17 protein-coding genes are annotated in these 22,147 nt (G+C 66.3%); 4 read left to right on the top strand and 13 right to left on the bottom strand.

Annotated features, from left to right (window positions below):
- Positions 1-365: 365 nt before the first annotated feature.
- A complete protein-coding gene (locus AB0B25_RS25305) occupies positions 366-1,115 on the top strand; it encodes a response regulator transcription factor (RefSeq protein WP_357184109.1) in 750 nt (249 codons plus the stop codon).
- Here AB0B25_RS25305 and AB0B25_RS25300 read toward each other — a convergent pair.
- The 6 genes from AB0B25_RS25300 to AB0B25_RS25275 all read right to left on the bottom strand — a co-directional run bounded on the left by AB0B25_RS25300 (position 1,093) and on the right by AB0B25_RS25275 (position 7,671).
- A complete protein-coding gene (locus AB0B25_RS25300) occupies positions 1,093-1,518 on the bottom strand; it encodes a response regulator transcription factor (RefSeq protein WP_357184106.1) in 426 nt (141 codons plus the stop codon). The genes AB0B25_RS25305 and AB0B25_RS25300 overlap by 23 nt on opposite strands.
- 41 nt (positions 1,519-1,559) lie before the next feature.
- Complete coding sequence (locus AB0B25_RS25295) at positions 1,560-2,456, bottom strand: NAD(P)-dependent oxidoreductase (RefSeq protein WP_357184104.1); 897 nt, start codon at positions 2,454-2,456, stop codon at positions 1,560-1,562.
- 310 nt (positions 2,457-2,766) lie between these two features.
- Entirely contained in the window at positions 2,767-5,127 is a 2,361-nt protein-coding gene (locus AB0B25_RS25290) for a glycosyl hydrolase family 65 protein (protein ID WP_357184101.1), read from the bottom strand.
- Complete coding sequence (locus AB0B25_RS25285) at positions 5,124-5,867, bottom strand: beta-phosphoglucomutase family hydrolase (protein WP_357184098.1); 744 nt, start codon at positions 5,865-5,867, stop codon at positions 5,124-5,126. Before AB0B25_RS25285 ends, AB0B25_RS25290 begins: the two co-directional genes overlap by 4 nt.
- A 131-nt stretch (positions 5,868-5,998) precedes the next feature.
- A complete protein-coding gene (locus AB0B25_RS25280; protein ID WP_357184095.1) occupies positions 5,999-6,325 on the bottom strand; it encodes a hypothetical protein in 327 nt (108 codons plus the stop codon).
- A gap of 530 nt (positions 6,326-6,855) precedes the next feature.
- Positions 6,856-7,671, bottom strand: coding sequence for an aminoglycoside phosphotransferase family protein (locus tag AB0B25_RS25275; protein WP_357184093.1), 816 nt, complete (start codon positions 7,669-7,671; stop codon positions 6,856-6,858).
- 345 nt (positions 7,672-8,016) lie between these two features.
- Between AB0B25_RS25275 and AB0B25_RS25270 the strand changes: the two genes are divergently transcribed.
- Positions 8,017-9,411 (top strand): ATP-binding protein, encoded by a 1,395-nt coding sequence (locus AB0B25_RS25270; protein WP_357184091.1) that lies wholly within the window; start codon positions 8,017-8,019, stop codon positions 9,409-9,411.
- 34 nt (positions 9,412-9,445) lie between these two features.
- Entirely contained in the window at positions 9,446-11,398 is a 1,953-nt protein-coding gene (locus AB0B25_RS25265) for a VWA domain-containing protein (RefSeq protein ID WP_357184088.1), read from the top strand.
- Positions 11,399-11,523: 125 nt separating this feature from the next.
- On the opposite strand, the gene AB0B25_RS25260 is transcribed toward AB0B25_RS25265, so the two are convergent.
- Positions 11,524-12,564: an LLM class flavin-dependent oxidoreductase gene (locus AB0B25_RS25260; protein WP_357184085.1), complete on the bottom strand. Its 1,041-nt coding sequence runs from the start codon at positions 12,562-12,564 to the stop codon at positions 11,524-11,526.
- Between the two features lie 214 nt (positions 12,565-12,778).
- Here AB0B25_RS25260 and AB0B25_RS25255 point away from each other — a divergent pair, with 214 nt between their 5' ends.
- Positions 12,779-14,329, top strand: a complete 1,551-nt coding sequence (locus AB0B25_RS25255; RefSeq protein ID WP_357184083.1) for an acyl-CoA carboxylase subunit beta — start codon at positions 12,779-12,781, stop codon at positions 14,327-14,329.
- A 205-nt stretch (positions 14,330-14,534) separates the two neighbouring features.
- Here the strand turns inward: AB0B25_RS25255 and AB0B25_RS25250 are convergent, their stop codons facing one another.
- The 6 genes from AB0B25_RS25250 to AB0B25_RS25225 all read right to left on the bottom strand — a co-directional run bounded on the left by AB0B25_RS25250 (position 14,535) and on the right by AB0B25_RS25225 (position 21,679).
- Positions 14,535-15,119: a hypothetical protein gene (locus AB0B25_RS25250; protein ID WP_357184081.1), complete on the bottom strand. Its 585-nt coding sequence runs from the start codon at positions 15,117-15,119 to the stop codon at positions 14,535-14,537.
- Complete coding sequence (locus AB0B25_RS25245; protein WP_357184078.1) at positions 15,110-15,760, bottom strand: helix-turn-helix domain-containing protein; 651 nt, start codon at positions 15,758-15,760, stop codon at positions 15,110-15,112. The genes AB0B25_RS25250 and AB0B25_RS25245 overlap by 10 nt, the downstream gene beginning before the upstream one ends.
- 736 nt (positions 15,761-16,496) lie before the next feature.
- Positions 16,497-17,441 carry a helix-turn-helix transcriptional regulator gene (locus tag AB0B25_RS25240; protein WP_357184076.1) on the bottom strand — a complete coding sequence of 315 codons (945 nt, stop codon included), beginning with the start codon at positions 17,439-17,441 and terminating at the stop codon, positions 16,497-16,499.
- A gap of 165 nt (positions 17,442-17,606) precedes the next feature.
- The gene (locus AB0B25_RS25235) at positions 17,607-18,671 is read right to left on the bottom strand and encodes a fused (3R)-hydroxyacyl-ACP dehydratase subunits HadA/HadB (protein ID WP_357184073.1); all 1,065 of its coding nucleotides are present in this window, start codon (positions 18,669-18,671) and stop codon (positions 17,607-17,609) included.
- A 203-nt stretch (positions 18,672-18,874) separates the two neighbouring features.
- On the bottom strand, positions 18,875-20,272 hold the full coding sequence (locus AB0B25_RS25230; RefSeq protein WP_357184070.1) for a lipase family protein: 1,398 nt from the start codon (positions 20,270-20,272) through the stop codon (positions 18,875-18,877).
- A 231-nt stretch (positions 20,273-20,503) separates the two neighbouring features.
- Positions 20,504-21,679, bottom strand: coding sequence for a lipase family protein (locus AB0B25_RS25225; RefSeq protein WP_357184067.1), 1,176 nt, complete (start codon positions 21,677-21,679; stop codon positions 20,504-20,506).
- Positions 21,680-22,147 lie beyond the last annotated feature (468 nt).

Below are 22,147 nucleotides of genomic sequence, written 5' to 3'. Positions count from 1 at the left end.
AATCACGGTTCCCCGCCAGCCCCCCGGGCGAATACCAGCCAGCTGCAGCTCTGTCTCGACAGGCGCGTTCGACGGTCGCACCACCGATCACCTGGGAATATCCAGCCATTACCGGGCGAAGCTCAGGGACGCTTTCACCCGGATGTGGTGTCATGAACACGCCGATGTGCGCGGCGCGCCACGGTATGCTCGAAGTGATCAGCCCGGAGGTGATGAAATGGGGCTCGGCTGGACACGGGGGAGTTCGGGGTGGATGACGGCCGGATTCGCACCGTACGCAGCGCGGCCTGATCAGATCCCGGTCGAGGTGCCAGTCGCCGCCTTCGAGCCGGACACCGACCGATTCCTTCCGACACCGCCTCGGCGTGACCGCCGACGGGATGGACATGTCCACGCACATCGGTCGTGATCACGCTCACGACCGGGTCGAGCCCACCTGCACGGAGAGTGGGGGTTCGGCGACGACTCAGTTGCGGGTAATTCTGGCCGAAGACGACGTCCTGCTCCGCGAGGGTGTCGCGAGCCTGCTCGCATGCTCGGGGTTCGACATCGTGGGTCAGGCCGACGACGCATCGCAACTTCTGGGGCTGGTCCGGGACAATGCCGCGGATCTCGTGGTGGTGGACATTCGGATGCCGCCGACCTACACCACCGAAGGGTTGGACGCGGCCCGGGTGATCCGCACCGAATTCCCGGAGACCGGCATCCTGGTGTTGTCGGCATACACCGACGTCGAGGACGCGATGGAGCTGCTGGCCAGTGGCCGACGGATCGGCTACCTCCTCAAGAGCCGGATCACCGACGTGGAAGATTTCGTCGACACCCTCCATCGAATCGCCAAGGGGGCATCGGTCGTCGATCCTGCCCTCGTCCAGGAGTTGGTGTCGGCCAGCCGGCACGAGGACCCCCTCGCGGTGCTGAGTATGCGAGAACGGGAGGTCCTCGCGCTGATGGCGGAGGGACGGTCCAACGCAGGAATCGCTCGTCGGCTGTGGGTCACCGAGGGCACCGTCGAGAAGCACGTGCGTAGCATTCTGACCAAACTGGATCTGCCCGAGACCGGCGACGATCACCGCAGGGTCCTCGCAGTGGTCACGTTCCTCGACGCTCACTGAGCGCATCGTCGGGACGACCGACGCCATGGGTGGTGAGGAGCTCGCGGATCGCACCCGACGACACCGCGAACTTGGATAAGAAGCCCACCGCCGGGCTCTTGACGATCAGGTCGGCGAACTCCTGCTCGGCGTGAGTAGAGGTCAATATCACCGGCGACGGCGCAGGCCACCCGGTCCGGTACAGATGTTCGGCCAGTTCGAACCCGTTCTCCTCGCCGAGATCGACATCGACCAGCGTCACATCGGGCCGCAGTGCCTCGACACCTCTGAGTGCCTCAGCGCTGGTCGAGGCCACGCCGACGACCGTCACCCCCTCTCGCTCGAGGAGTTCTCGCGCAGCGTCGAGAAAGTGGACGCTGTCATCGACGATGAAGCAGCGCAGCAACTCCGCCCAGTGCACCATGCCCCCAGTTTCGCCGCGCGCGCGGTCGGCACGCATTACTGCTAGCTGGAACTTCCGGTCGACGAGCTGTCGGCTGCTCGGCCCGGGGCCTGACCTGCCGAACGGTAGAGGTTGGTGACGGCCGCGATGTCGGCATCGTTCAGGCCCGACGATGCCGCCGCCGCGTAGAGGTGCCGTACCGCCGCGGCCATCGGCAACTCGACCTCGGCCGCGTGGGCGATGCCGAGCGCCAAGCCCGCATCCTTGGCGGCGAGAACAGTGGTCCACCACCCGCTGTGGGAGCCGGCCAGCACGCTGTCGAATCGGTTCTGCAACCCGGGCGCCAGTGCCCTGGCGCCGAGCAGATCACGCAGTTGGTCGTCCGAGAGACCGCCGCAACGGCCCACAGCGACGGATTCGGCGAGTCCGACGACTCCCGAGAGCAGCAATAGGTTCGACGTCAGCTTGGCGGTGATCGCCAACGACGCGGTGTCATAGCGTCGTACCGTGTCCGACAGCGACGAGATCATCGGACTCAGGCGGTCCACGACATCGCCGTCACCGCCGACCAGCAGCGTCGCGTGCCCAGCGACAACCGCTGCGGGCCCACCCATGATCGGCATGGCGACGAAGCGATCGGGGAAGCGTTCCGCGAGTTCGTCGCTGAGTGTGGGCGAAATGGTCGAGCAATCGGCGTAGCTGGTCGTCGAACCTATCGAGGAGCGCAACTCCCCCAGCGCGACCGCCCTGACCGCCGCGTCGTCGGACAGCATGGTGACGACGACATCCACCCCGTGCACGGCGTCGGTGACGGTCGGCGCTTCCACGACTCCCACCGATACGATGTCCCGCGCTGCACCCTTTGTCCGGTTCCACACCGTCACCTGGTGACCACCACGCAGCAGACGCCGTGCCAGCGCCTGACCCATCCGCCCCATCCCCAACACCGCGATGTCCATCCCGACCCTCCATGATCGCTGGTCCTCGTTCGGAGTTCTGGGAGTCGCCGGCGAACCACTCGACGTGGGCCACCCGTCCGCGCCCGCCATCCGAGGCACCGCACCACGCCCGCTGTCGCATCCATCCTCGCCCACGCCACGGGACACATCATGGTTGCTCACCGGCGCGTCGCGATCATGCGGCCGGATCAATCAGACATGTCGGCGCCGGCAACGTCGCACTCAGTGGACACTGACGAGGAATTCGACCCAGAAAGCAGAGCAGAACTCGCTCGGCGGACAGTCCGCGCCACCTGGTCGCAGACCGCGGTCAGCTGGAGCCTGTGCTGTGGCGATGCGCCGGTTCACGCCCCTGCGGCTGTGCCGGTGCCGGTCGCACCGGTATCGGCGGCATCGGCAGCACAGCGGGTTCACCCGCAGTGATCTGGACGGACTGCCCATGATGCACAATCTCCAGTTGCTTGCCGTCGACAACCGAGTACCGCGCGCGCTCATGGTTGATATCGACACGCAACCGTTGGCCGCGGAGGAAGACGTTGAACGTGAGTCGAGTAATGCCTTCGGGAAGCCGCGGTGCGAAGGTGATGGCCGCGTCGCTGTAATGGCGCATACCGCCGAGGCCGTAGACCAGCGCGATCCAGGTACCGGCCAGCGACGCGATGTGTAGACCATCTCGGGTGTTGTGCTCGAGGTCGTCCAGATCCATCAGCGCGGCTTCGCCGAGGTAGTCATGCGCCAGGCCCAGATGGCCGACCTCGGCGGCCAGCACCGATTGGATGCAGGCCGACAACGAGGAGTCGCGGACTGTGATCCGCTCGTAGTAGTCGAAGTTGCGGGCCTTTTGCGCACTCGTGAAGGCATCGCCGCGAAGAAACATCGCGAGCACGAGATCGGCTTGTTTGGTGACCTTCTTCCGGTACAGGTCGAAGTAGGGGAAATGCAGGAGCAAGGGGTATTGCCCAGCCGCGGTGCCGGTGAAGTCCCAGTCCCGATGCTCGGTGAAACCCTCAGCCTGTGGATGGATTCCGAGCACATCGTCGTAGGGAACGAACATCGCGTCCGCGGCGTCGCGCCAGGCTGCCATTTCCTCCTCGTCGACACCCAGTTCGCGGGCCCGGTCGGGGTAGCGACCGGCGGTGTCGGCCGCGGCATGCAGATTTTGTTGCGCCATCAGGTTGGTGTAGACGTTGTTGTCGGCTACGGCGCTGTACTCATCCGGGCCGGTTACCCCGTCGATCCGGAATTGACCCGCACTGTCGTGATGACCCAGTGACCGCCACAACCGGGCAGTCTGCACCAAAAGGTCCATACCCACAGTTCGTTCGAAGCCCTCGTCGCCGGTGACCCGGATGTAGCGGATGACCGCGTCGGCGATGTCGGCGCTGATATGGAACGCGGCAGTCCCCGCAGGCCAGTAGCTGGAACATTCCGCCCCGGCAATGGTCCGCCACGGGAATGCCGCCCCTCGCAAACCCAGTTGAGCGGCCCGTTCGAGGGCCATCGGCAGAGTGGAGTGCCGCCACCGCAGCGCGTGCTTGGCCGCGTCGGGTGAGGTGTAAGTGAGTACGGGCAGCACAAACGTTTCGCTGTCCCAGAAGGTATGGCCGTTGTATCCGGGTCCGGTCAAGCCCTTGGCCGGAATCGCCTTGCCCTCGGCCCGGACACCGGCCTGTAAGACGTGGAACAGGGCGAATCGGACGGCCTGCTGGATCTCGGTGTCGCCGGCGACCTCGACGTCGGCCCGATCCCAGAAGTCGTCCAGATAGGCGCGCTGTTCGGCGAGCATGTCCGCCCACCCGGCCGTGGTCGCGGCGGTCAGCGCGGCAGCAACCTGCGCGCGAACTCCGGGCAGCGACCGCGTACTCGACCAGCCATAGGCGACGAACTTGATCACCTGGAGCGATTGTCCCGGTTGCAACTCCGCGGTCATCGTCACCCGAGCAAGGTCTGGGTAACTCTCCGACCGACATTGCACCGATGGCCCTTCCACCAGATGATCCATGACGCATCCCACCCGCAGTCCGCTGCCGAACGTATGGTGCACCAATTCGGCCCATTGGTCATGGCAGGAGTGCGCCTCGGACTGCAACGACGCGGCCAGCACCGTCGTGCCTCTCGGGTCTTTTCCCGGCGCAGGCAGTTGTTCGTTCGCGACGAGTTCGGATTGCACCACGATCCGAGCCGGACCATTGAGCACTTCGACCTCGTAGGACACTGCCGCCACCGACCGCTGCACCAGTGACACCAGCCGCACCGACGAAACGCGGATGGTGCGTCCGGTCGGGGAAGTCCACTCGACGCGGCGCCGCAGCACTCCGGCGCGCAAGTCGAGCACCCACTCGTGGGAGTGCAACTCACCGTAGCGAACATCGAAGGGCTCGTCGTCCACCAATAGACGAATCAACTTGCCGTTGGTGACGTTGATGACCGTCTGCCCTGACTCCGGGTAGCCGTACCCTGCCTCGGCGTAGGGCAACACGCGTTGCTCCCACACACCGTTCAGGTAAGACCCTGGCAGACCGCTGGGTTCTCCCTCGTCGAAGTTCGCTCGCCAGCCGATGTGGCCGTTCGACAACGCGAATACCGACTCCGTCTGGGCCAGCACGTCGAGGTCGAGGCTGGTCGCACGGATGCACCATGGTTCGACGGCGAAGCACGGATTCAGAATCATCGGTGATCGAACAATTCGGCGAGATCGGCGACAACGACATCCGCCCCGTGCGCGCGCAGCGCATCAGCCTGGCCGACGCGATCGACGCCCACGACGAGGCCGAAACCACCGGCGCGCCCGGCCTCGACACCGGCGAGCGCATCCTCGAACACCGCGGCCTCGGCGGGTTCCAATTCCAATGCGCTGGCACCGGCGAGATAGGTGTCCGGCGCGGGTTTTCCGGGTAGGTGGTCACGCTCGGCGACGATTCCGTCGATGCGCACATCGAACAGATCCTGTATACCCGCTGCCGCGAGTACATCCCGGCAGTTCGTGCTCGACGACACCACCGCCCGAGCCAGCCCGGCATCGCGAACCGCGCGGACGTAGCGCATCGAACCGACGTATGCCTCGACGCCGTCGCGGTGGATCATCCGTAAGACGATCTCGTTCTTTCTCGCCCCCAACCCCTGCACGGTGTCCGCTTCGGGCGGGTCGGCCGCGGTGCCGTCGGGCAACTCGATACCACGAGACTCCAGAAAGGACCGCGTCCCGTCGGCCCGGGGTTTGCCGTCGACGTAGGCGTCGTAATCCTGCACCGCGTCGAAAGGCACGAACGCGACGTCCGCCTGCTCCGCCCGACCGCGGAGGTAGTCGTCGAACATTTCCTTCCAGGCGGCCGCATGAACGGTCGCCGTCCGAGTAAGCACACCATCAAGGTCGAAGAGACACCCTCGCACCTTGTCCGGAAGGCCCAACACCGAATCGACGGTACTCCGGCCGACAGATCAACACCATATTCCTCGATCACCTCGTCCAGCGCACACCATCGTCGCCGCACCACCCGCCCCCGCGGTCGCGGAGTTACCGCCTCCGCAGAAGCGATCGAAACCTACGCCCACACCTGCGGTAATGCCGATCGCGAGAAGGTGCTCTTCGGCGTGACCGTGATCAGATCGCACACCTGCACCAATTCATCCGGAACCGCATCGTCGAAATGCCGCAAACCCGGCGAGATCACCGCATCGACATCCAAGTCTCGGACGACGTCGACCAGTCGGCCCACCGGCCCGTCGGTACCGGCGCCGAAGGTCACGGTCTTGGCCAGCTCGTAGCCCAGCCGCTTCGCCAAACTCCGTATCTGCGCCTCGTCCCAAGCCTGAGACACACCCGACACGTCTTTGCGGAGATAACCCAGCGCGGGTGGTTTCGCCCTCATCGACACTCCCTTGCACGGTCATTGCTGAATTGTCAAATCGCCTGCATGCCTGCAGCTCTCGCGGTGTCGGTGCATCGAGTCGACAGGGCCGGGCAGGTACTGACAGCATATGCTGTCGACAACGGGTGATGTCAACATATTGGGCACTCGAAACAACCGTAAGCGAAACGTGATTCCCGCCGTCCGGCACCGCAAGCATTCGATCGCGCCGCCCGGGCGGCGCAGGCTGCCGACCGGCAAATGGCCTACGGACGCGCCGAGTGTACGGGAGAGTATTGGATCACGGTGCGCCGGAATATGTTTCAGCACCGGGCCCGGTGGCGAGCCCGTCGCCGAGGCCAGAGGTCGTAGCCGATAACGCTCGGCAGGACCGTGTTCGTGTTCCATGCATGACGAGATCAGATGACTTGACGCTTCGGCGACCGCGTCGCACGCCCGTGGCCGACCCGACCTCGATGTCCGGCGAACTGATCACCTCGAGGACGACCGCCTCCTGGCGAATGCGACGGGAACCGCACCGTCGGTCCAGATCACGCCAGCGCCATGGCGACCGCCGCGTGCAGCCGTATATCGCTCAGGCCCTCGGTTTCGACGGCGCAGACGATTTCCTCCATGGCGCGCATGAACGCCCAACCGCGGGACCGACCGGCGTCGACATCCAGCAACACCGCGGTGCGTTCGACGACCCTGCAGGCATGTTCCGGCCCTGGCGCACACTGTATCTGGATCATGACCAGGAATCCCGCATCGAAGGCCGCTTCACCGAGATAGGCCTTCGGATCGATCAGCAACCACGGCTCTCGTTCGGCCGCAAGGACATTGCCGAGGTGCGTGTCCCGATTGACGATCAGCAGCGGCCCATCTGGCACCCTCAGTTCCTCGCACCATTCCACCGCCCGTTCCAGCAGTGGCGTGGGGATCGCCTGCGCCACAGCGGGTACCGGGTCGACAAAGCGGCGGGCCCACTCGGCGACCAGGTCGGTCACCGCGGGCCACGCGGGATATCCGTCCGGAACACCGACAGGTTCGCGCCGCAGCCGCCGGTACAATCGGCAGGCGAGTTCGACCTTCGCGATGTTCTCCGGCCGACCCTCCAGACTCGGAAACCCGAACTGCTCCACTAGTTCCGTCCCCGGTCGGGCCCACTCGAGCAGCATCGCCCCGGACCCGGCATCGAACTCGTACAGTCTGATGGCTCCCTCGCCCCGGTAACAGAACAGCCCGCTCGGTTCCCCCACGTTCTCCTCGTCGATGACCGGAACCTTCAGCACTGCCACCGACCCGTCGTCACGTCGAACCGCCGCCGCGTACGAATGCGTACCACCCGAGAATCCATCCCCGATCACGTCCAATCCCCATGCCTCGCATCGCGCGTTGACGACAGCGGGCAGCTCGGCGAGCCATCAGCACCCGCGTTCCCCGAAAACGTGCCGGATATTGTCGACAACGTCTTGCGGCAGCGTGATCGGCATCAGCCCAGCCTGCCCGGTGACAGTCCGGGCGCGCACACCACCCCCGGGACACTCCCGCCGTGGTCGTGCCGTTCGGCTCGCTACTCCTCGACCGAGGATCACGCGCCGACCTGCCGCTACGATCTCCACAGCGCAACGGGTTCGTCAACCTTTTTTCCCGCAGGTTTCGTCGAAAGGTTTACGTCGACGTGATCGGCGGATGGACGTAGCGTCGAAGTCGTGACTGTTCCAGAACACTTGCCGACGACCGTGGGCGAGTTGCGCACGGCCGGCTACCTGCCGCGCGGTGTGAAGACCGAGATTCGGGAGAACCTGCTGGCCCGGTTGGGTTCCGGCAGCGACCCGTGGCCCGGCATCGTCGGCTTCGACCGGACCGTCCTGCCGCAACTGGAGCGCGCGCTGCTCGCGGGCCACGACGTCGTACTACTGGGCGAACGCGGCCAGGGTAAGACCCGACTGCTGCGCACCATGATCGGCCTGCTCGATGAGTGGACGCCTGTGATCGCGGGCGCCGAACTGGGCGAGCACCCGCTTTCCCCGATCAGCCCGGCCGGCCGTCGACTGGCCGCGGAGTTCGGCGAAGACCTGCCCGTCGCATGGCGGCACCGCTCGGAACGTTATGCGGAGAAACTCGCCACACCGGACACCTCCGTCGGTGACCTGATCGGCGACGTAGACCCGGTCAAGGTGGCCGAGGGCCGCAGCCTCGGCGATCCCGAGACCATCCACTTCGGACTCGTGCCGCGCGCCCACCGCGGCATCGTCGCGATCAACGAGCTGCCCGACCTCGCCGAACGCATCCAGGTCGCGCTGCTGAACGTGATGGAAGAGCGCGACATCCAGGTCCGTGGCTACACCCTCCGCCTGCCCCTCGACGTGTTGCTCGTTGCCACCGCCAACCCCGAGGATTACACCAACCGCGGCCGAATCATCACACCGCTGAAGGATCGGTTCGGCGCGGAGATCCGCACCCACTACCCCCTCAGCGTTCCGGCCGAGGTTGCCCTGGTCCGCCAGGAGGCCGACCTGGTGGCCGAAGTGGGCGACCCTCTGATCGAGGTACTCGCGCGGTTCGTACGACGACTACGCGAATCATCCGCGATCGACCAGCGATCCGGTGTGTCCGCACGGTTCGCGGTCGCCGCCGCCGAAACGGTGGCCGCCGCCGCACTCCGCAGGGCGGCGCTCACCGGCGAGAGTCCGGCGGTCGCCCGTCCGGTCGACCTCGAATCCGTGGCGGCGGTGTTGCGCGGCAAACTGGAGTTCGAATCCGGCGAGGAGGGACGCGAGCAGGAACACCTCACCCACCTGCTGCGGCGCTCCTTCTCCGACACCGCGCGGGAACTGCTCGGCGGGCTGAACCTGCGACCACTTGCCCAGGCTGTCAGCGAAGGACACCTGGTCACCACTGGCGAACGCGTGCCGGGCAAGGACATCGTGTCCGCGCTGCCCGAACTGCCCATCCTGCACGACGTCGCTGCCCGGCTCGGCGTCGCCGCCACCGAACCGCCGGCCCGGATCGCGTCCGCCGTCGAGTTCGCTCTGGAAGCCCTCTACTTGGCCCGCCAAGTCGCCAAGGATTCCGACGACGGCATCGCGGTGTACGGCTCGTGAAAACGGCCGCGGTACCCGGTCCCGGTGAATCGTCATGACCGTCCCCGACCGCTACTCCTACGGGCCCTATCACGACGGACCCGATCCTCTGGCGCCCCCGCTCGACCTGCGGGTGGCGCTGGACCAGATCGGGCGCGATGTGATGGAGGGCAGCGCGCCTCGCACCGCGTTGGAGGAACTGCTACGGCGCGGCATGCGCGATACGCGCGGGCTCGATGAGTTGACCCGTCAGGTTCGGCAGCGTCGCTCGGAGATCGCCGCGCGGCACCGGCTCGACGGTACGTTGCACCAGGTCCGCGAACTGCTGGAAGCGGCCTTGGACGCCGAGCGCGGCGCGCTGTTCCCCGACCCGTCCGATGACGCCAGATTCGCCGAGGCACAGCTGGACGCACTGCCGACGAGCACCGCGGCCGCTGTCAACGAGCTCGCCGACTACCACTGGCGATCCGAAACGGGCGGGCAGAACTACCAGGAGATCCGCGACCTGCTCGGCCGGGAACTGCTCGACTCCCGCGTCCAGGGGATGAAACAGGCCCTGCAGAACGCGACACCCGAGGACGTCGAGCGCGTCGGGCAGATGATGTCCGATCTGAACGACCTACTCGCCGCGCAAGCGCGGGGCGAGAACACCGAGCAGCAGTTCGCCGATTTCATGGCCGAGCACGGCGAGTTCTTCCCGGAGAATCCCAGCAACACCGACGAACTGATCGACGCGCTCGCCGGCCGTGCCGCGGCCGCGCAACGCATGATCAACTCGATGTCCGCCGAGCAGCGAGCAGAACTCGCCGACCTGATCGGCCAGGCGTTCGGCGATCCGCGCATCGCGCAGCAGATCGCGGCGCTCGACGCCACTCTGCGAGCGCTGCGGCCCGGCGAGGACTGGACCTCCGGGCAGCGGTTCCGCGGCCAGGACCCGCTGGGCCTCGGTGACGGCGCGCAGGCCATGCAAGACCTGGCCGAACTGGACGCGCTAGCCGAGCAGCTCGGCCAGTCCTACCCGGGGGCCAGGCTCGAAGACATCGATCTGGAGGCATTGACCCGCCACCTCGGCGACAGCGCCGCCGTCGACGCCACCCGGCTGGCCGAACTGGAGCGCGAACTGCGCAGACAAGGCGTGTTCGAACGGACACCGGACGGTTCGCTTCGGTTGACGCCCAAGGCTTTGCGACGGCTCGGCGAGACGGCGCTGCGTGCCGTCCTGGGCCAGTTGCGATCCCGGCGAGGCGAGCGGGACACAGTCCTGGCCGGCGCGGCGGGCGAGCCGACCGGTGCCACACGGCCGTGGCAGTTCGGCGACACTGAGCCGTGGGACGTGTCGAGGACCGTACGCAACGCTGTGCTGCGGTCGGCGTCGACGGGCAGTCGCCGGGTCCAGTTGGAGGTGTCCGACGTCGAGATCATGGAAACCGAGCAGCGGTCACGGGCCGCTGTGGCGCTCTGTGTCGATACGTCCTGGTCGATGGTGCAAGAGGGTAGGTGGGTGCCGATGAAGCGCACCGCGCTCGCGTTGCACCAGTTGATCGGCACCCGGTTCCGCTCCGACGCGCTCAGCGTGATCGCGTTCGGCCGACACGCCGAGACCGTCGACATCGGCGATCTGACCGCGCTGGAAGGTGTGTGGGAACAAGGCACCAATCTGCACCACGCACTGCTCCTGGCCGCACGACACCTGCGCAGACATCCCGACGCCGTCCCCGTCGTGCTCGTGGTCACCGATGGCGAGCCCACAGCTCACCTGGAGCCGGACGGTGCGGCGTACTTCAGCTGGCCCCCGGAACCGCGCACCTTGGCCGTGACGATGGCCCAGGTCGATGCCCTGACCACACTGGGCGCCACAGTGACGGTGTTCATGCTCGGCAACGACCCGGAACTACGGGAATTCGTCGACCTGGTCGCCCGCCGCAGCGGTGGCCGCGTCGTAGCACCCGACTTGGACGGTCTCGGCGCCGCAGTGGTCAGCGACTACCTGCATGGCAGGCGCGGCTGAAAAGAACACTCCGAAACTTCTGTTCGACAACGCTGCGATGACGGTGTCGTCCCATATGCGCCGGTCGGTACTCGACTGCACCCGATGATGATCGCGTCGCGCGGCCTTCGGTCGTAGCGCACCGATCAGGCCGCCGCGCCTCGCCGATCCCACGCATCGGCGGGATCGCGTGGCAGGCCGATTACGCGTGCCAGTCGGCGGTGCGAATCCAGGCGCGCCGCGCGATCGTAGGTACTGGTGTGAACCAGGATCTCGTCGGCACCCGTCCTGGTCACCAGTCGCTCCAGCTGGGTGGCGATCTCGTCCTCGGCGCCGTACAGCTGGTCACGCAACGCTTCGTCGAAGATCCGACGTTCCCGCTCGGTCATGGTGAGCGCGTCGATCTCGGACGGCGGAATCAGGGGTGGGAACGCACCCCGGGTACGCGAGTGCGCGGTGGACCATGCCTCCGGCTCCAGCAGCCGACGGGCCTGCGGTGTGGTGTCGGCGACGGCTACCGAACCCGAGACAACGACATAGGGCATGGTGCCAGGAGCCGCGGGCCGGAACTCGGCACGATAGCGCTCGATCACCTCGACCATCCGATCCTCGCTCCCCACGGCGGCGATCACCAACGGCAATCCGAATCGCGCTGCGCGCTGCGCGCCGGACCCGGTCGCCAGCAGGAATGCCGGAATGCGCAGACCCTCCGCCGGCCACGCATGCACGCCCCGCCTGCCGTGGGCGAAGTACGACAGCAGTTCGGTCAGTTGCGCGTCGAAATCTTCGGCATCGCCCTTGTCGTGCCCGAGCGCGCGGCGGACGCCGTCGGTGAACCCCACCGACCGGCCGAGGCCCATGTCGACACGTCCCGGATAGAGCGACTCCAACACACCGAACTGTTCGGCCACGACGAGCGGCTGATGGTTGGGCAACATCACGCCACCCGTGCCGACCCGGATCCGTGCGGTCGCCGCCGCGACAGCGGCGGCGAGCACCATCGGCGCCGAACCGGCCACGCCTGGCACGCTGTGGTGCTCGGACACCCAGAACCGGTGATAGCCCCACGCCTCGGCGAGTCGCGCGAATTCGACCGTCTCGCGCAGTGCCGCCGAAAGGCTCTGTCCGCGTCGCACCCGCGAGCGGTCGAGAACAGAAAACCGGACCGAACCAAGAGCCGAAGTCATACCGATGTCAACACCACGACACCACCCTGATTCCGCGGGGCCGGTCCGGCTACGCTGTCCCCGACAGTCCCGTGTGCTAGATCACGTGCGCGTTGTGGCAACCTGTCAGCTTCCATGAGATCGTCCGAACACCTGTGCAGCAGATCTCACCACCGATAGCATCGAGCGCCGCGCATACGGTGACGCGGCAAGGTTCGAAGGGCAAATACCACACATGAGCGGTACGCGAGAAAAGCTGGATGAGCTGCGGGAGATCCTGGAGCTCGCGGAGGAACCCGCCGGTGCATCCGGCGTCGCGAAACGCAAGAGCAAAGGCATACCGAGCGCGCGCGAACGGGTGCGCGCGCTGCTGGACCCCGGCAGCTTCGTGGAGATCGGCGCGCTGGTGCGCCAGCCGGGCACACCCGGTGCCATGTACGGTGACGGCGTGGTCACCGGCCGCGGCAACATCGACGGCAGGCCCGTCGTTGTGATCGCGCACGACCAGACTGTCTTCGGCGGCTCCGTCGGCGAGATGTTCGGCCGCAAGGTCGCCAAGGCGCTGGATTTCGCCACCGCCAACGCCTGCCCGGTGGTCGCGATCAACGATTCCGGTGGCGCGCGCATCCAAGACGCGGTCGCCTCACTGGCCTGGTACGCGCTGATGAGCCGGCGCCAAGAACAGCTGTCGGGCTTCGTGCCGCAGGTGTCGATCATGCTCGGCAAATGCGCAGCGGGAGCGGTCTATGCTCCGGTCAACACCGACATCCTGATCGCGACCGAGACGTCGTACATGTTCGTCACCGGACCGGAGGTGATCAAGGAGGTCACCGGCGAAGAAGTGACCATGGAAGAGCTCGGCGGCGCGCAGGTGCAAGCAGCCAACGGCACCATCCACCATGTCGCGGCCACCGAACAGGACGCGTTCGATTGGGCGAGAACCTATTTGAGTTATCTGCCGTCGAGCTGCCTGGAACAGGGGCCCATCGTCAACCCTGGACTCGAACCGACGGCCACGCCGCACGATCTGGAGCTGGACTCGATCATCCCGGACTCGGACCGGGAGGGCTACGACATGCACGAGATCCTGCTGCGCCTGTTCGACGACGGCGAGTTCCATGAGATCAGCGCGGCCACCGCGCAGAATCTGATCACCGGTTTCGCCAGGGTGGACGGGCGTAGTGTCGGCGTGATCGCGAATCAGCCGCTCGTCCTGGGTGGCGCCATCGATGCCAAATGTTCCGACAAGGCAACGCATTTCATCCGGCTGTGCAACGTCTTCGGGCTGCCGTTGATCTTTGTCGTGGACACCCCGGGCGTGCTGCCGGGCGTCGAAGAGGAGCGCAGCGGCGTGATCAAGCGCGGCGGGCGGTTCTTCCGCGCGGTGATCGAGGCAACCGTCCCGATCGTGACCGTCGTGGTGCGCAAAGCATACGGCGGCGGCTACGCGGTAATGGGCTGCAAGCAGTTGGGCGCCGACATCAGCCTCGCGTGGCCTACCGCCCGGATCGCGGTCATGGGCGCGGAGAGCGCCGTCAGCATCGTCGGCAAGCGCCAGCTCGCCCAACTGCCCGTCGAGCAGCGCGGGGCGGTGCGCGACTTCATGATCGATCAATACAACTCGACCGTCGCCACTCCATGGATCGCGGCCGAGCGCGGCTACATCGACGCGGTGATCGAGCCATCGCGGACCCGGCTCGAGATCCGCCACGCGCTGCGGCTACTGCGCGACAAGACGGCGAGCGCCGAACCCAATCCCCGCAAACACAGCCTTTTCCCGGTGTGATCCGATCCCGCAATGACCCGCGCTCGAACCAGAGCACCGCAGGACCGGACACATCGTGGACTGTCCGATGATCGGCGCGGGGGCCGACCCGGTTGTGCCGGTGCCACCGGGCGTCCGCGGCTTCGTCGTCCGTCCCGAACCGGCCGGGCACGCAGCCTGCCCGCCGAGCCTGTTTCAATGCGCGGCTGGGCCGCAATGCTTCGGCTCAGCCGCGTTTGCCCCACGTGAGGTCGGCGGTTACCCATTCCGATTCCCAGTTGTGCAGGCGTCGCCGGTCCAGGCCGCGCCGCAGCAGGAGGTAGCAGCCCGCGAGGAGACCGAGGACACCTAGCAGCGAGCCCGAGGTGAGCAGCACCGCTTTGCTGGCTGCCTGGGCGGATGACGGCGGCTCGACGATGGCGCCGCCGTTGTTCAACCAGATCGACACGGTGGAACCCGGCTCGACGATGGTGGTCGATTGATAGTCGCCGGTGTGTGTCACACCATCGGCGTCCTTCCACGACACCCTGGCCGGCATGATCGGCGCGTACAGCGGTGTCTTGCCGGTCTCGATCACGGTGGCATCGACCTGGTGCAGGCGCGCCGTTTCGGCTTGCACCGCCGCCGTTTCCGCGCGATACACCTGACCGCCGACCGCGTAGGCGAGCACCGGCGCGACAATCAAGAAGACCAACGCGAGGAAGGCGGCTACCCCGGTCTGCCAGCGGTCTTCCCTGCGCCGCAGAGGATTACGGTCCAGCCCGACGCGTCGGCACGTCCGGCGGTACATGTTCACCGACCCTATAGGCATGACGGTGACTCCTCGTTCCGGAATTCGGTAGTGAGAGTGACAAGAGTGTCGAAAAACTCTTCGACAAGGGCGGCCAATCCCATCGGGTCCGAGCCCGCCGCCCAGGTCTGCAACGCGGCGAGCAGCATGCCCGCCCCAGCGCCCACGGCAGCGGCTGGGCGTGGATCCGTCAGCGGGTCCACGCCCAGCCTTGCCGCGATGATGCGTACCGATTCACGTTGGCCGTCGATGCGGATGCGCTGATAGCCGGCGAACAACTCGGGTTCGTCCTCGAAACGCTGGAACAGCGCCCAGCGTCGCGCCAGCCGGGCCGCACGGGACCCGCTGTATTCGGCGACCAGCCAGTCGTGCACAGAGTTGCGATAGGCGACCAGCGGCGATTCGCCCGCCGGACGACGGCACAGCGCCTCGTTGAGCAGATGCACGTCTTGGTCGACGTCGCCGAGAATCGCTTCTTCGATGGAGGCGAAATGCCTGCTGAACGTGCGCCGGGTGACGCCGGCACGCACCGCGACATCTTCGACGGCGACTGCGCCCAGCCCCCGCTCGGCGAGCAGATCGAAGGCGGCGCGCGACAATGCCTCACGGCTACGCCGAGTGCGTAGCCTTCGGCCGTCCAGATCGACGCCATCGTCGCTCATATGCGTAGTTTACCCCCAATTGTCCCATTGGGACAATACTTCGTCATTGTGCGCGCACACGACACAGTGGGCGTCGCCAGGGTGCGTGCGACCCCGCTCGGTGCGTCGCGGCGCGCGAGAGCATGAGCATCCATCTCAGTTATGCAATGCCCACTTTCAGACGCATCGAATCCACCCCCGGTCTGATCAGTGCGCGGGGCGGAGCTCTGCGGACGGATCCGAACAACCTCGTCGAGCGGGTCCAGACGACGCCGCGAAGTCGGGCAGATGACGCCGCCAAGGCGCCGACACGATCGTGAACATGCCCTCCGGCTCAGGACACGTTGGCGCGGGCGGGTTCTCCGGCCCTACAGGCTGCCGTGAACCCCATGGCCAGGAGTACGGCGCCGAGGCTATTCGGGTATCCGGTGCACGCTGCGAACACCCAGATCGCCGGTCCTTGCCGCACTATGCGCCTCGAAAACGACCGGCGGCCAGCCGTGATCAGCGAGCAAATTCGTCAGGCTCGCGCGGACAGGTCGATTCTCGAATCGTATGTCACGCGGGAAGCCCCTGGCCCAGCACGAGTCCAGATCCCGTCTCACCGCCGCTGCACGGCATGTGGTGTCCAGTGCGGCCGAAAGCCGCAGCGCCACAGGCCTCGACCCGCGAAGTAGAAACGACTCGGCGCGACCCCGAATACGTTCCGACGACGACCGAACGGCTCCACCCGCATCGAGTTCGCAGTTCCGCGTCGCTATCCGATGCCCGATGGCTGATCCAGGGTCGGTGGAACGTTTTCGCGCAGCGCCGCGATGAGTTCGGTGGTGTACTCGGGCGGCGCAGCATGGACCGACAGCACGTTCGCGACAGCACGGTAAGCGGCCAGATCACCGCGCTTGTCCAGGTACAACGCGCCGGTCAGCTGCTGGAGATAGACGATGTCGGGCAGATCGGACTCGCCGAAGCGCAGCATGGTGAACGCGCCGTCGGCGACCGCGGGCCCGCCAACGTGGTCGGCAAGTACCTGCACAGTGACATTCGGCGCCTCCGCGGCGCTCAGCACCTGCTCGAGCTGCGCCAGCCACACTCGCGATCCGCCGATCCTCCGACGGAGGGCCGCTTCCTCGACGATCAGCCACAACTGGGGCGGATCCGGCCGGGTCAGGATCTCCTGGCGGCGCATCCGCAGCGACACCCGCCGTTCGATCGACTCTTCATCCTCGTTCGGATGGGCGAGAATCAGCAGCGCGCGAGCGTAGTCCGCGGTCTGCAGCAGTTCGGGGACCACACGCGGCTCATAGCACCGGATCAACTGTGCGCCCTGTTCCAGCCCCAGGTAGGTGTCGAACCATTTCGGCAGCCAATCGGTGTCGCGATGCCACCAGCCCGAGGTATTGGCCTGCTTGGCCAGACGCCTGAACTCGGCACGCTCATCGCTGTCGGTAACCCCGTAGAGATCGAGCAGGTCGACCAGATCACGTTCCCGGAATCCGGTCCGCCCCAGCTCGAGCCTGCTGATCTTGGAATGCGAACCACGGATCGCCTCGCCCGCTTCCTCGAGCGATATCCCACATACCTCCCGCAATCTCCGCATCCGACCACCGAGAATCATCCGCAGGACAGTCGGCCCGCCATCGCCGACCGGAGTCGTTCCGCGAGCGATGATTTCGTTTTGATGCCGCATTACCGAAGCACGCATACCCCGAGTCTTGCATGGGTATCCTCCGCACTCCAGCACCAAAGCTGTTCGGTGAACACAAAATTCACAGGTATACGCCCGCAGTGACGACCCGGTGCGGTCGTGCCGCCGTGCCGGTGCCCACGCTTGTGCACCGAGCCGGGAACGGCAACTCTGCCGCATCGCTCAGCGCAGTAGTACTACCGCCGTCGCGCGGCCGAAAAGCTTGCGCCCCTCGCACGTCGCACTCAGCGCAATAGTGGCGGATCGGCGCACCGGGTCCAACTCCTTGACACGGCCACGGAATTCGATCGCGCTGGCCTCGATGGACGGAACCGGGGCGAACCCGGCGAACCGCACGCCGTAGTCCGACACGGCGGCCGGATCGCCCAACCACGACGAGAGGTACCCGGCACCGAGCCCCATCGTCAGCAATCCGTGCGATACCACGTCGGGCAGGCCCGCGCTGCGTGCGACGAGGTCGCTGAAGTGAATCGGATTCGAATCACCGGACACCCCGGCATAATTCACCAGATCGCCCCGGGTGAGCGCGACGGTGCGCGGAGCGATTTCCATCCCGATCGTCATTTCCTCGAAAGTGGGCCCGGTCCGCGGAGTCCTGTACTCCGGCTCCGAATCGAGTTGGGCCAGCTCGTCGATACACTCGACCAAACCCACGTCCTGGTTCCCCGCCCGCGCGCCCGCCAGATCAGATCGGCCGACGGCCGGCTGCCCGGTCATGATCACGCCATCGACCACCGCGCGCAGGTCGGTCGCGATCTCCGCCCCGGTCTGCGCCACCGCCGTGGTATAGGCGATCTGCAGCACTTCCTTGTGCTGGTTGCTGAGCACGTTCTTGGTCACCATGAAGTCTTTGTCACCGAACTGCCGAAACGACTCGATATACGAATCGCAGCGCAGTTGGTCACCCGCGACGATCTGCCGAAACACCCGAATGGACTGCTCGGTCTGCAGCACCTGCCCGAGACCATAACCGGTCAGCACGTGCTCGAACATCTTGCGCTGCATCAGCATCAGGACGATCGAGGAGAAGGTCACCGGCGCGACCAGGCCGTCGAATCCCAGATCCGCTGCGGCGCCCTCGTGCCAGTGGGCCGGATGGCCGTCCTGCAGGGCCCGTGCGAACTCCCGTATCTTCTCCCGTCCCACCTCGTAGTGATCGGTCATGCGGAAACTCCGCCCCACCAGCGCCATGGCCTGCTCGGACGCGGTGATCGAAATGTCGTTCATGTGCCTCTTTCGCGAACCCGGCGTCACCCCGCCCGGACCGGCCCACCGTACCGGAACGGCGGACGTGCCGCACAGCGCTGATCTGAATCTGGACATCACGAAAAACCAACCGATAGGTATATCAGCTGGGGCGCTGGCCCCCAGTGGGCGGGGCACTTCGCACCAGCGGATCCCTGCAGACCGGGGGCGCTGTCGACGTGCCGTCAGCACTCGTTGGGTGCCGGTGCGCCGCTCAGCCGCTCGTCCAACCAGATCATCGCCTCCGGATAGCCGAGTACCGCCGCGATGACGTGCTCGCCGAGCACACTCCGGTAGACCGCGGGCACGCCGAGGCGGCACTGCTCGCGAAACAGATTGCGCGCGCCCTCGGCGGGAATCCAGAATTCCTGCTCACCGTTGTAGATGTACAGCGGAGTAGCCGACTTCATGTCGGCCATGCCGGTCACTCGGTAGATGTCCGCAGCCAGATCGGAATGCAGCGGGTCCGGGATGTTCGCGGCGATATCAATGGGTAGCATCAGCACTCCGACCAGTCCGTAACTGCTGCCACAGAAGTCCTTCAGCCGCGACGTCGCCACCCACTGGGCGAGGTTGTTCATCCTGGCCAGGATCTCCGGGCGCTCCCGGCCGATCCCGAAGACGGCGCTCATGAAGACCGCGGAGGCGAGGTTGCCGTTCATGCTTCGGGCCAGGATCTGGTAGTCCGCCGGCACGCCGCCCAGCGCCGCGCCGACGATCACGTCCGCCAATTCCGGTGCGTAGCTGGAGATCAGCTTCACCGCGCCGTGCGTCGCGATGGCGCCACCGGAGTATCCAGTGATGCCGAACCGACTCGCGCCGAACTCGCCGGGAAGCAGGCCGCGGACCGCCCTGATCGCGTCGAGCACCGCATGACCGGCCACGACCGGTTCGGCGTAGGCCATCAACGGCCCCTCATGATCCGGGATCAACACGGCGTACCCGCGCAGCGCTGCCAGATGCGTAGTCGGCGGCACGAAGTCGGTGAAGTTGGTATCCGCGTTGAGCCCGTGCGCAAGGGTGTACCCCGGGGTGCAGGTGCGGCCCAGCGCGTCGATCGGCAGATTGTTCACCACAACCGGGCGTGGGCTGGGGCCCGTCCAGGCCGCGGCCGGAACAATCAGTGTCGCAGTGGCGTACGAGGGTGCGCCGTGCGAATCGGTGGTCCGGTATTTCACCAACACCGCACGCCGGATCGGCATCAGCATCAGCGGCGCGGTCGTCGCGCTGACGTCGCGATAGGCAATGACCTGCCCCTCGGCCAGTTCGCCGAGGTCGGCCGGCCAGGCGTCGAACATCGAATCGCCGATCGGCGCGGGCAAGGTGGCCTGGCGCAACGCCGCCAACTGCGGCGACAGCGCAGTGTCCGGTCGCGCCGGCGACGCCGATTTCGGGGTGATCGGCGGCGGCGGGATCACCTGGTCGATGAGTTGTTGCAGGCCGGGCAACAGCCCGCCGGGCGGCGGGAACGTGCCCGACACGGGAGGCAGTGGCGGAGCAGGCAGCGGCTCGGCGGCAGCCTGACCGGCCGATGCCGGACAAGCGACGAGCAACGTGACAGCGATGACACGTAAGAATCTCATGGCACAGGCCTCTTCGTGCGCGGCGTCGGGTTCGCCTGGCGCCCGGAGGTGCGGCCTTCGACCCCGAAATGCCCCCTGTCATTCCGGAGCCAGAACGTCAGGCTACGCCAGCATCTCGAGTTCGATACCCAAAAGCGCCCGAATTATGTGTGTCGAGTAACCGTTTCGCGACAATCGAGCCGAACCCTACGCGGAGAGAGCAGATTCGGCTCGATCGCCGCCTACCGCCGATCAGCAGTTGCTGGGTGCGGCATCCCCTCGGAAACGGGCCTCCAACCAGCTCAGTGCCGCCGGGATGCCGAGAACCGCCGCCGTCAGGTGATCAGGCACCGGAATCTGGTCGGACTGTACCTTGGCGCCTGCCGCGCACCAGCGCTTGTCGGTGTCGACCACCGAGTCGATCGGGATGAGTCCGTCGATCGGCGAATGCCATTCGAACACCGGAGTCTTGGGCACTCCGTCATAGAGTTCGAGGCTGTTCTCCTCGACCACGGCGCGCGCGGTGTTGTCATTGATCATCGAGGTCGTCTTGGCGAAGTCCAGTGCACCGCGGCCGGCGCCCGTCGCGAGGATGTCGTTGGTGCAGCTGTTGGCGATCTGCGCGCGGGCGGCGAGGCCACGCTCGTTCAGTTGGTCACTGAGCGGGAAACGGTCCGGATACTCGCGCTCCAGACCCAGGCCGGCGGCCAATGCGAGCCCGAACACCGGGTGCGAGTTCAGCCCGAGCGTCTCGAGCATCTTCACCAAGTTCATCGGCACGCCGCCCATTGCCGCGCCCGCGATGTCCAACTCCGGCGCGTACTTCGGTTGCAGAGCGGCCGCCCACGCGGTCGCCATGCCGCCACCGGAGTACCCGACCATCCCTACCGGGCTCTGCTGCACCTGTAGTTCAGCGACCTGCTTCACCGCGCGGATGCCGTCCAGGGTGATCTGCCCGCCGAGTTTGGCCGCGCCGTAGGCGAAGTTCGGGCCGAGGTGGTCGGGCAGGGCGACGCTCCAGCCGCGAGACAGCAGCACGTTCCAACCGGGCGCCTCCCGCACGATCAGGTCCGGATTGTCCGTGTAGAGCACGCGGGAGACAGAGCACTCCGCGCCGAGCCCGTTGATGATGTGCTGGAACGACAGCAGTGGCCCGTCCCTGCGGTGCTGTTTGGGCGTGAGCACGGTGGTGGTCGCCGCGATCGGCCGGCCCTCGGAATTCGTCGATCGGAACCGCACCACGGTGATCGTGGTGTCCGGGAAGATCATCAGCGGGGGCATGGCGCGGGTTGCGATCACATCGCCCGGCTTCTTGTCGGCGATATCCGCGGGTGTCGCATAGAACGGGTCCGGATCCGGCGTCGGATACAGCGGTGTGCCGACCGCCGCTCCAGCCATGCTCGCGACCAGCACCAGGCCTGTGGCCATCGCGCCGAACGCGCGGGCGAGGCGTCGTCGCGCCCCCCTCCCCATCGAACGTGGGCCATGACTCATCGACGTATGCCTCCTGAACGATCCAACGCAGTGCTGATCCTCGACAACATCCCGCGGAAAAGGCCGCTGCCGATGCAGACATGTTGACAATTCACAAGTTTCGGGGGACATACCGGTGCCCCAGGATGCCCCCGTTCGTGACTCTACCCCACCGTCGCGCGCCCGTTCTGCCGCCTTTCCAGCCCCGTAACTTGGAACATGTTCTCAGCAATGGTAGGCACCTACCGTCAGTGCCAACGGCGCGATGCCGCGCCGGTCCGGAAGGAGACAGTGGCATGGACTTCACTGCGCACAGACTCGCCGACTGCTAGACGAGTGATTCCTAACGTTAGTGGTCGTAGGCGGTGAGTGATCGGCTGGTGGGGGCGTTGGTGGCGAGGTTGTGCCAGATTGCGGCGGCCA

This window comes from Nocardia sp. NPDC049190, from assembly GCF_040648115.1.
Classification (GTDB): Bacteria; Actinomycetota; Actinomycetes; order Mycobacteriales; family Mycobacteriaceae; genus Nocardia.
This window is presented reverse-complemented; position numbering and strand designations above follow the sequence as displayed.

Excerpts from the sequence above, each read along its gene's own strand:
- AB0B25_RS25300 (WP_357184106.1), bottom strand. The coding sequence starts at position 1,518 with ATGGTGCACTGGGCGGAGTTGCTGCGCTGCTTCATCGTCGATGACAGC.
- AB0B25_RS25295 (WP_357184104.1), bottom strand. The coding sequence starts at position 2,456 with ATGGACATCGCGGTGTTGGGGATGGGGCGGATGGGTCAGGCGCTGGCA.
- AB0B25_RS25290 (WP_357184101.1), bottom strand. The coding sequence starts at position 5,127 with ATGATTCTGAATCCGTGCTTCGCCGTCGAACCATGGTGCATCCGTGCG.
- AB0B25_RS25280 (WP_357184095.1), bottom strand. The coding sequence starts at position 6,325 with ATGAGGGCGAAACCACCCGCGCTGGGTTATCTCCGCAAAGACGTGTCG.
- AB0B25_RS25265 (WP_357184088.1), top strand. The coding sequence starts at position 9,446 with ATGACCGTCCCCGACCGCTACTCCTACGGGCCCTATCACGACGGACCC.
- AB0B25_RS25260 (WP_357184085.1), bottom strand. The coding sequence starts at position 12,564 with ATGACTTCGGCTCTTGGTTCGGTCCGGTTTTCTGTTCTCGACCGCTCG.
- AB0B25_RS25255 (WP_357184083.1), top strand. The coding sequence starts at position 12,779 with ATGAGCGGTACGCGAGAAAAGCTGGATGAGCTGCGGGAGATCCTGGAG.
- AB0B25_RS25250 (WP_357184081.1), bottom strand. The coding sequence starts at position 15,119 with ATGCCTATAGGGTCGGTGAACATGTACCGCCGGACGTGCCGACGCGTC.
- AB0B25_RS25245 (WP_357184078.1), bottom strand. The coding sequence starts at position 15,760 with ATGAGCGACGATGGCGTCGATCTGGACGGCCGAAGGCTACGCACTCGG.
- AB0B25_RS25240 (WP_357184076.1), bottom strand. The coding sequence starts at position 17,441 with ATGCGTGCTTCGGTAATGCGGCATCAAAACGAAATCATCGCTCGCGGA.
- AB0B25_RS25235 (WP_357184073.1), bottom strand. The coding sequence starts at position 18,671 with ATGAACGACATTTCGATCACCGCGTCCGAGCAGGCCATGGCGCTGGTG.
- AB0B25_RS25230 (WP_357184070.1), bottom strand. The coding sequence starts at position 20,272 with ATGAGATTCTTACGTGTCATCGCTGTCACGTTGCTCGTCGCTTGTCCG.
- AB0B25_RS25225 (WP_357184067.1), bottom strand. The coding sequence starts at position 21,679 with ATGGCCACAGGCCTGGTGCTGGTCGCGAGCATGGCTGGAGCGGCGGTC.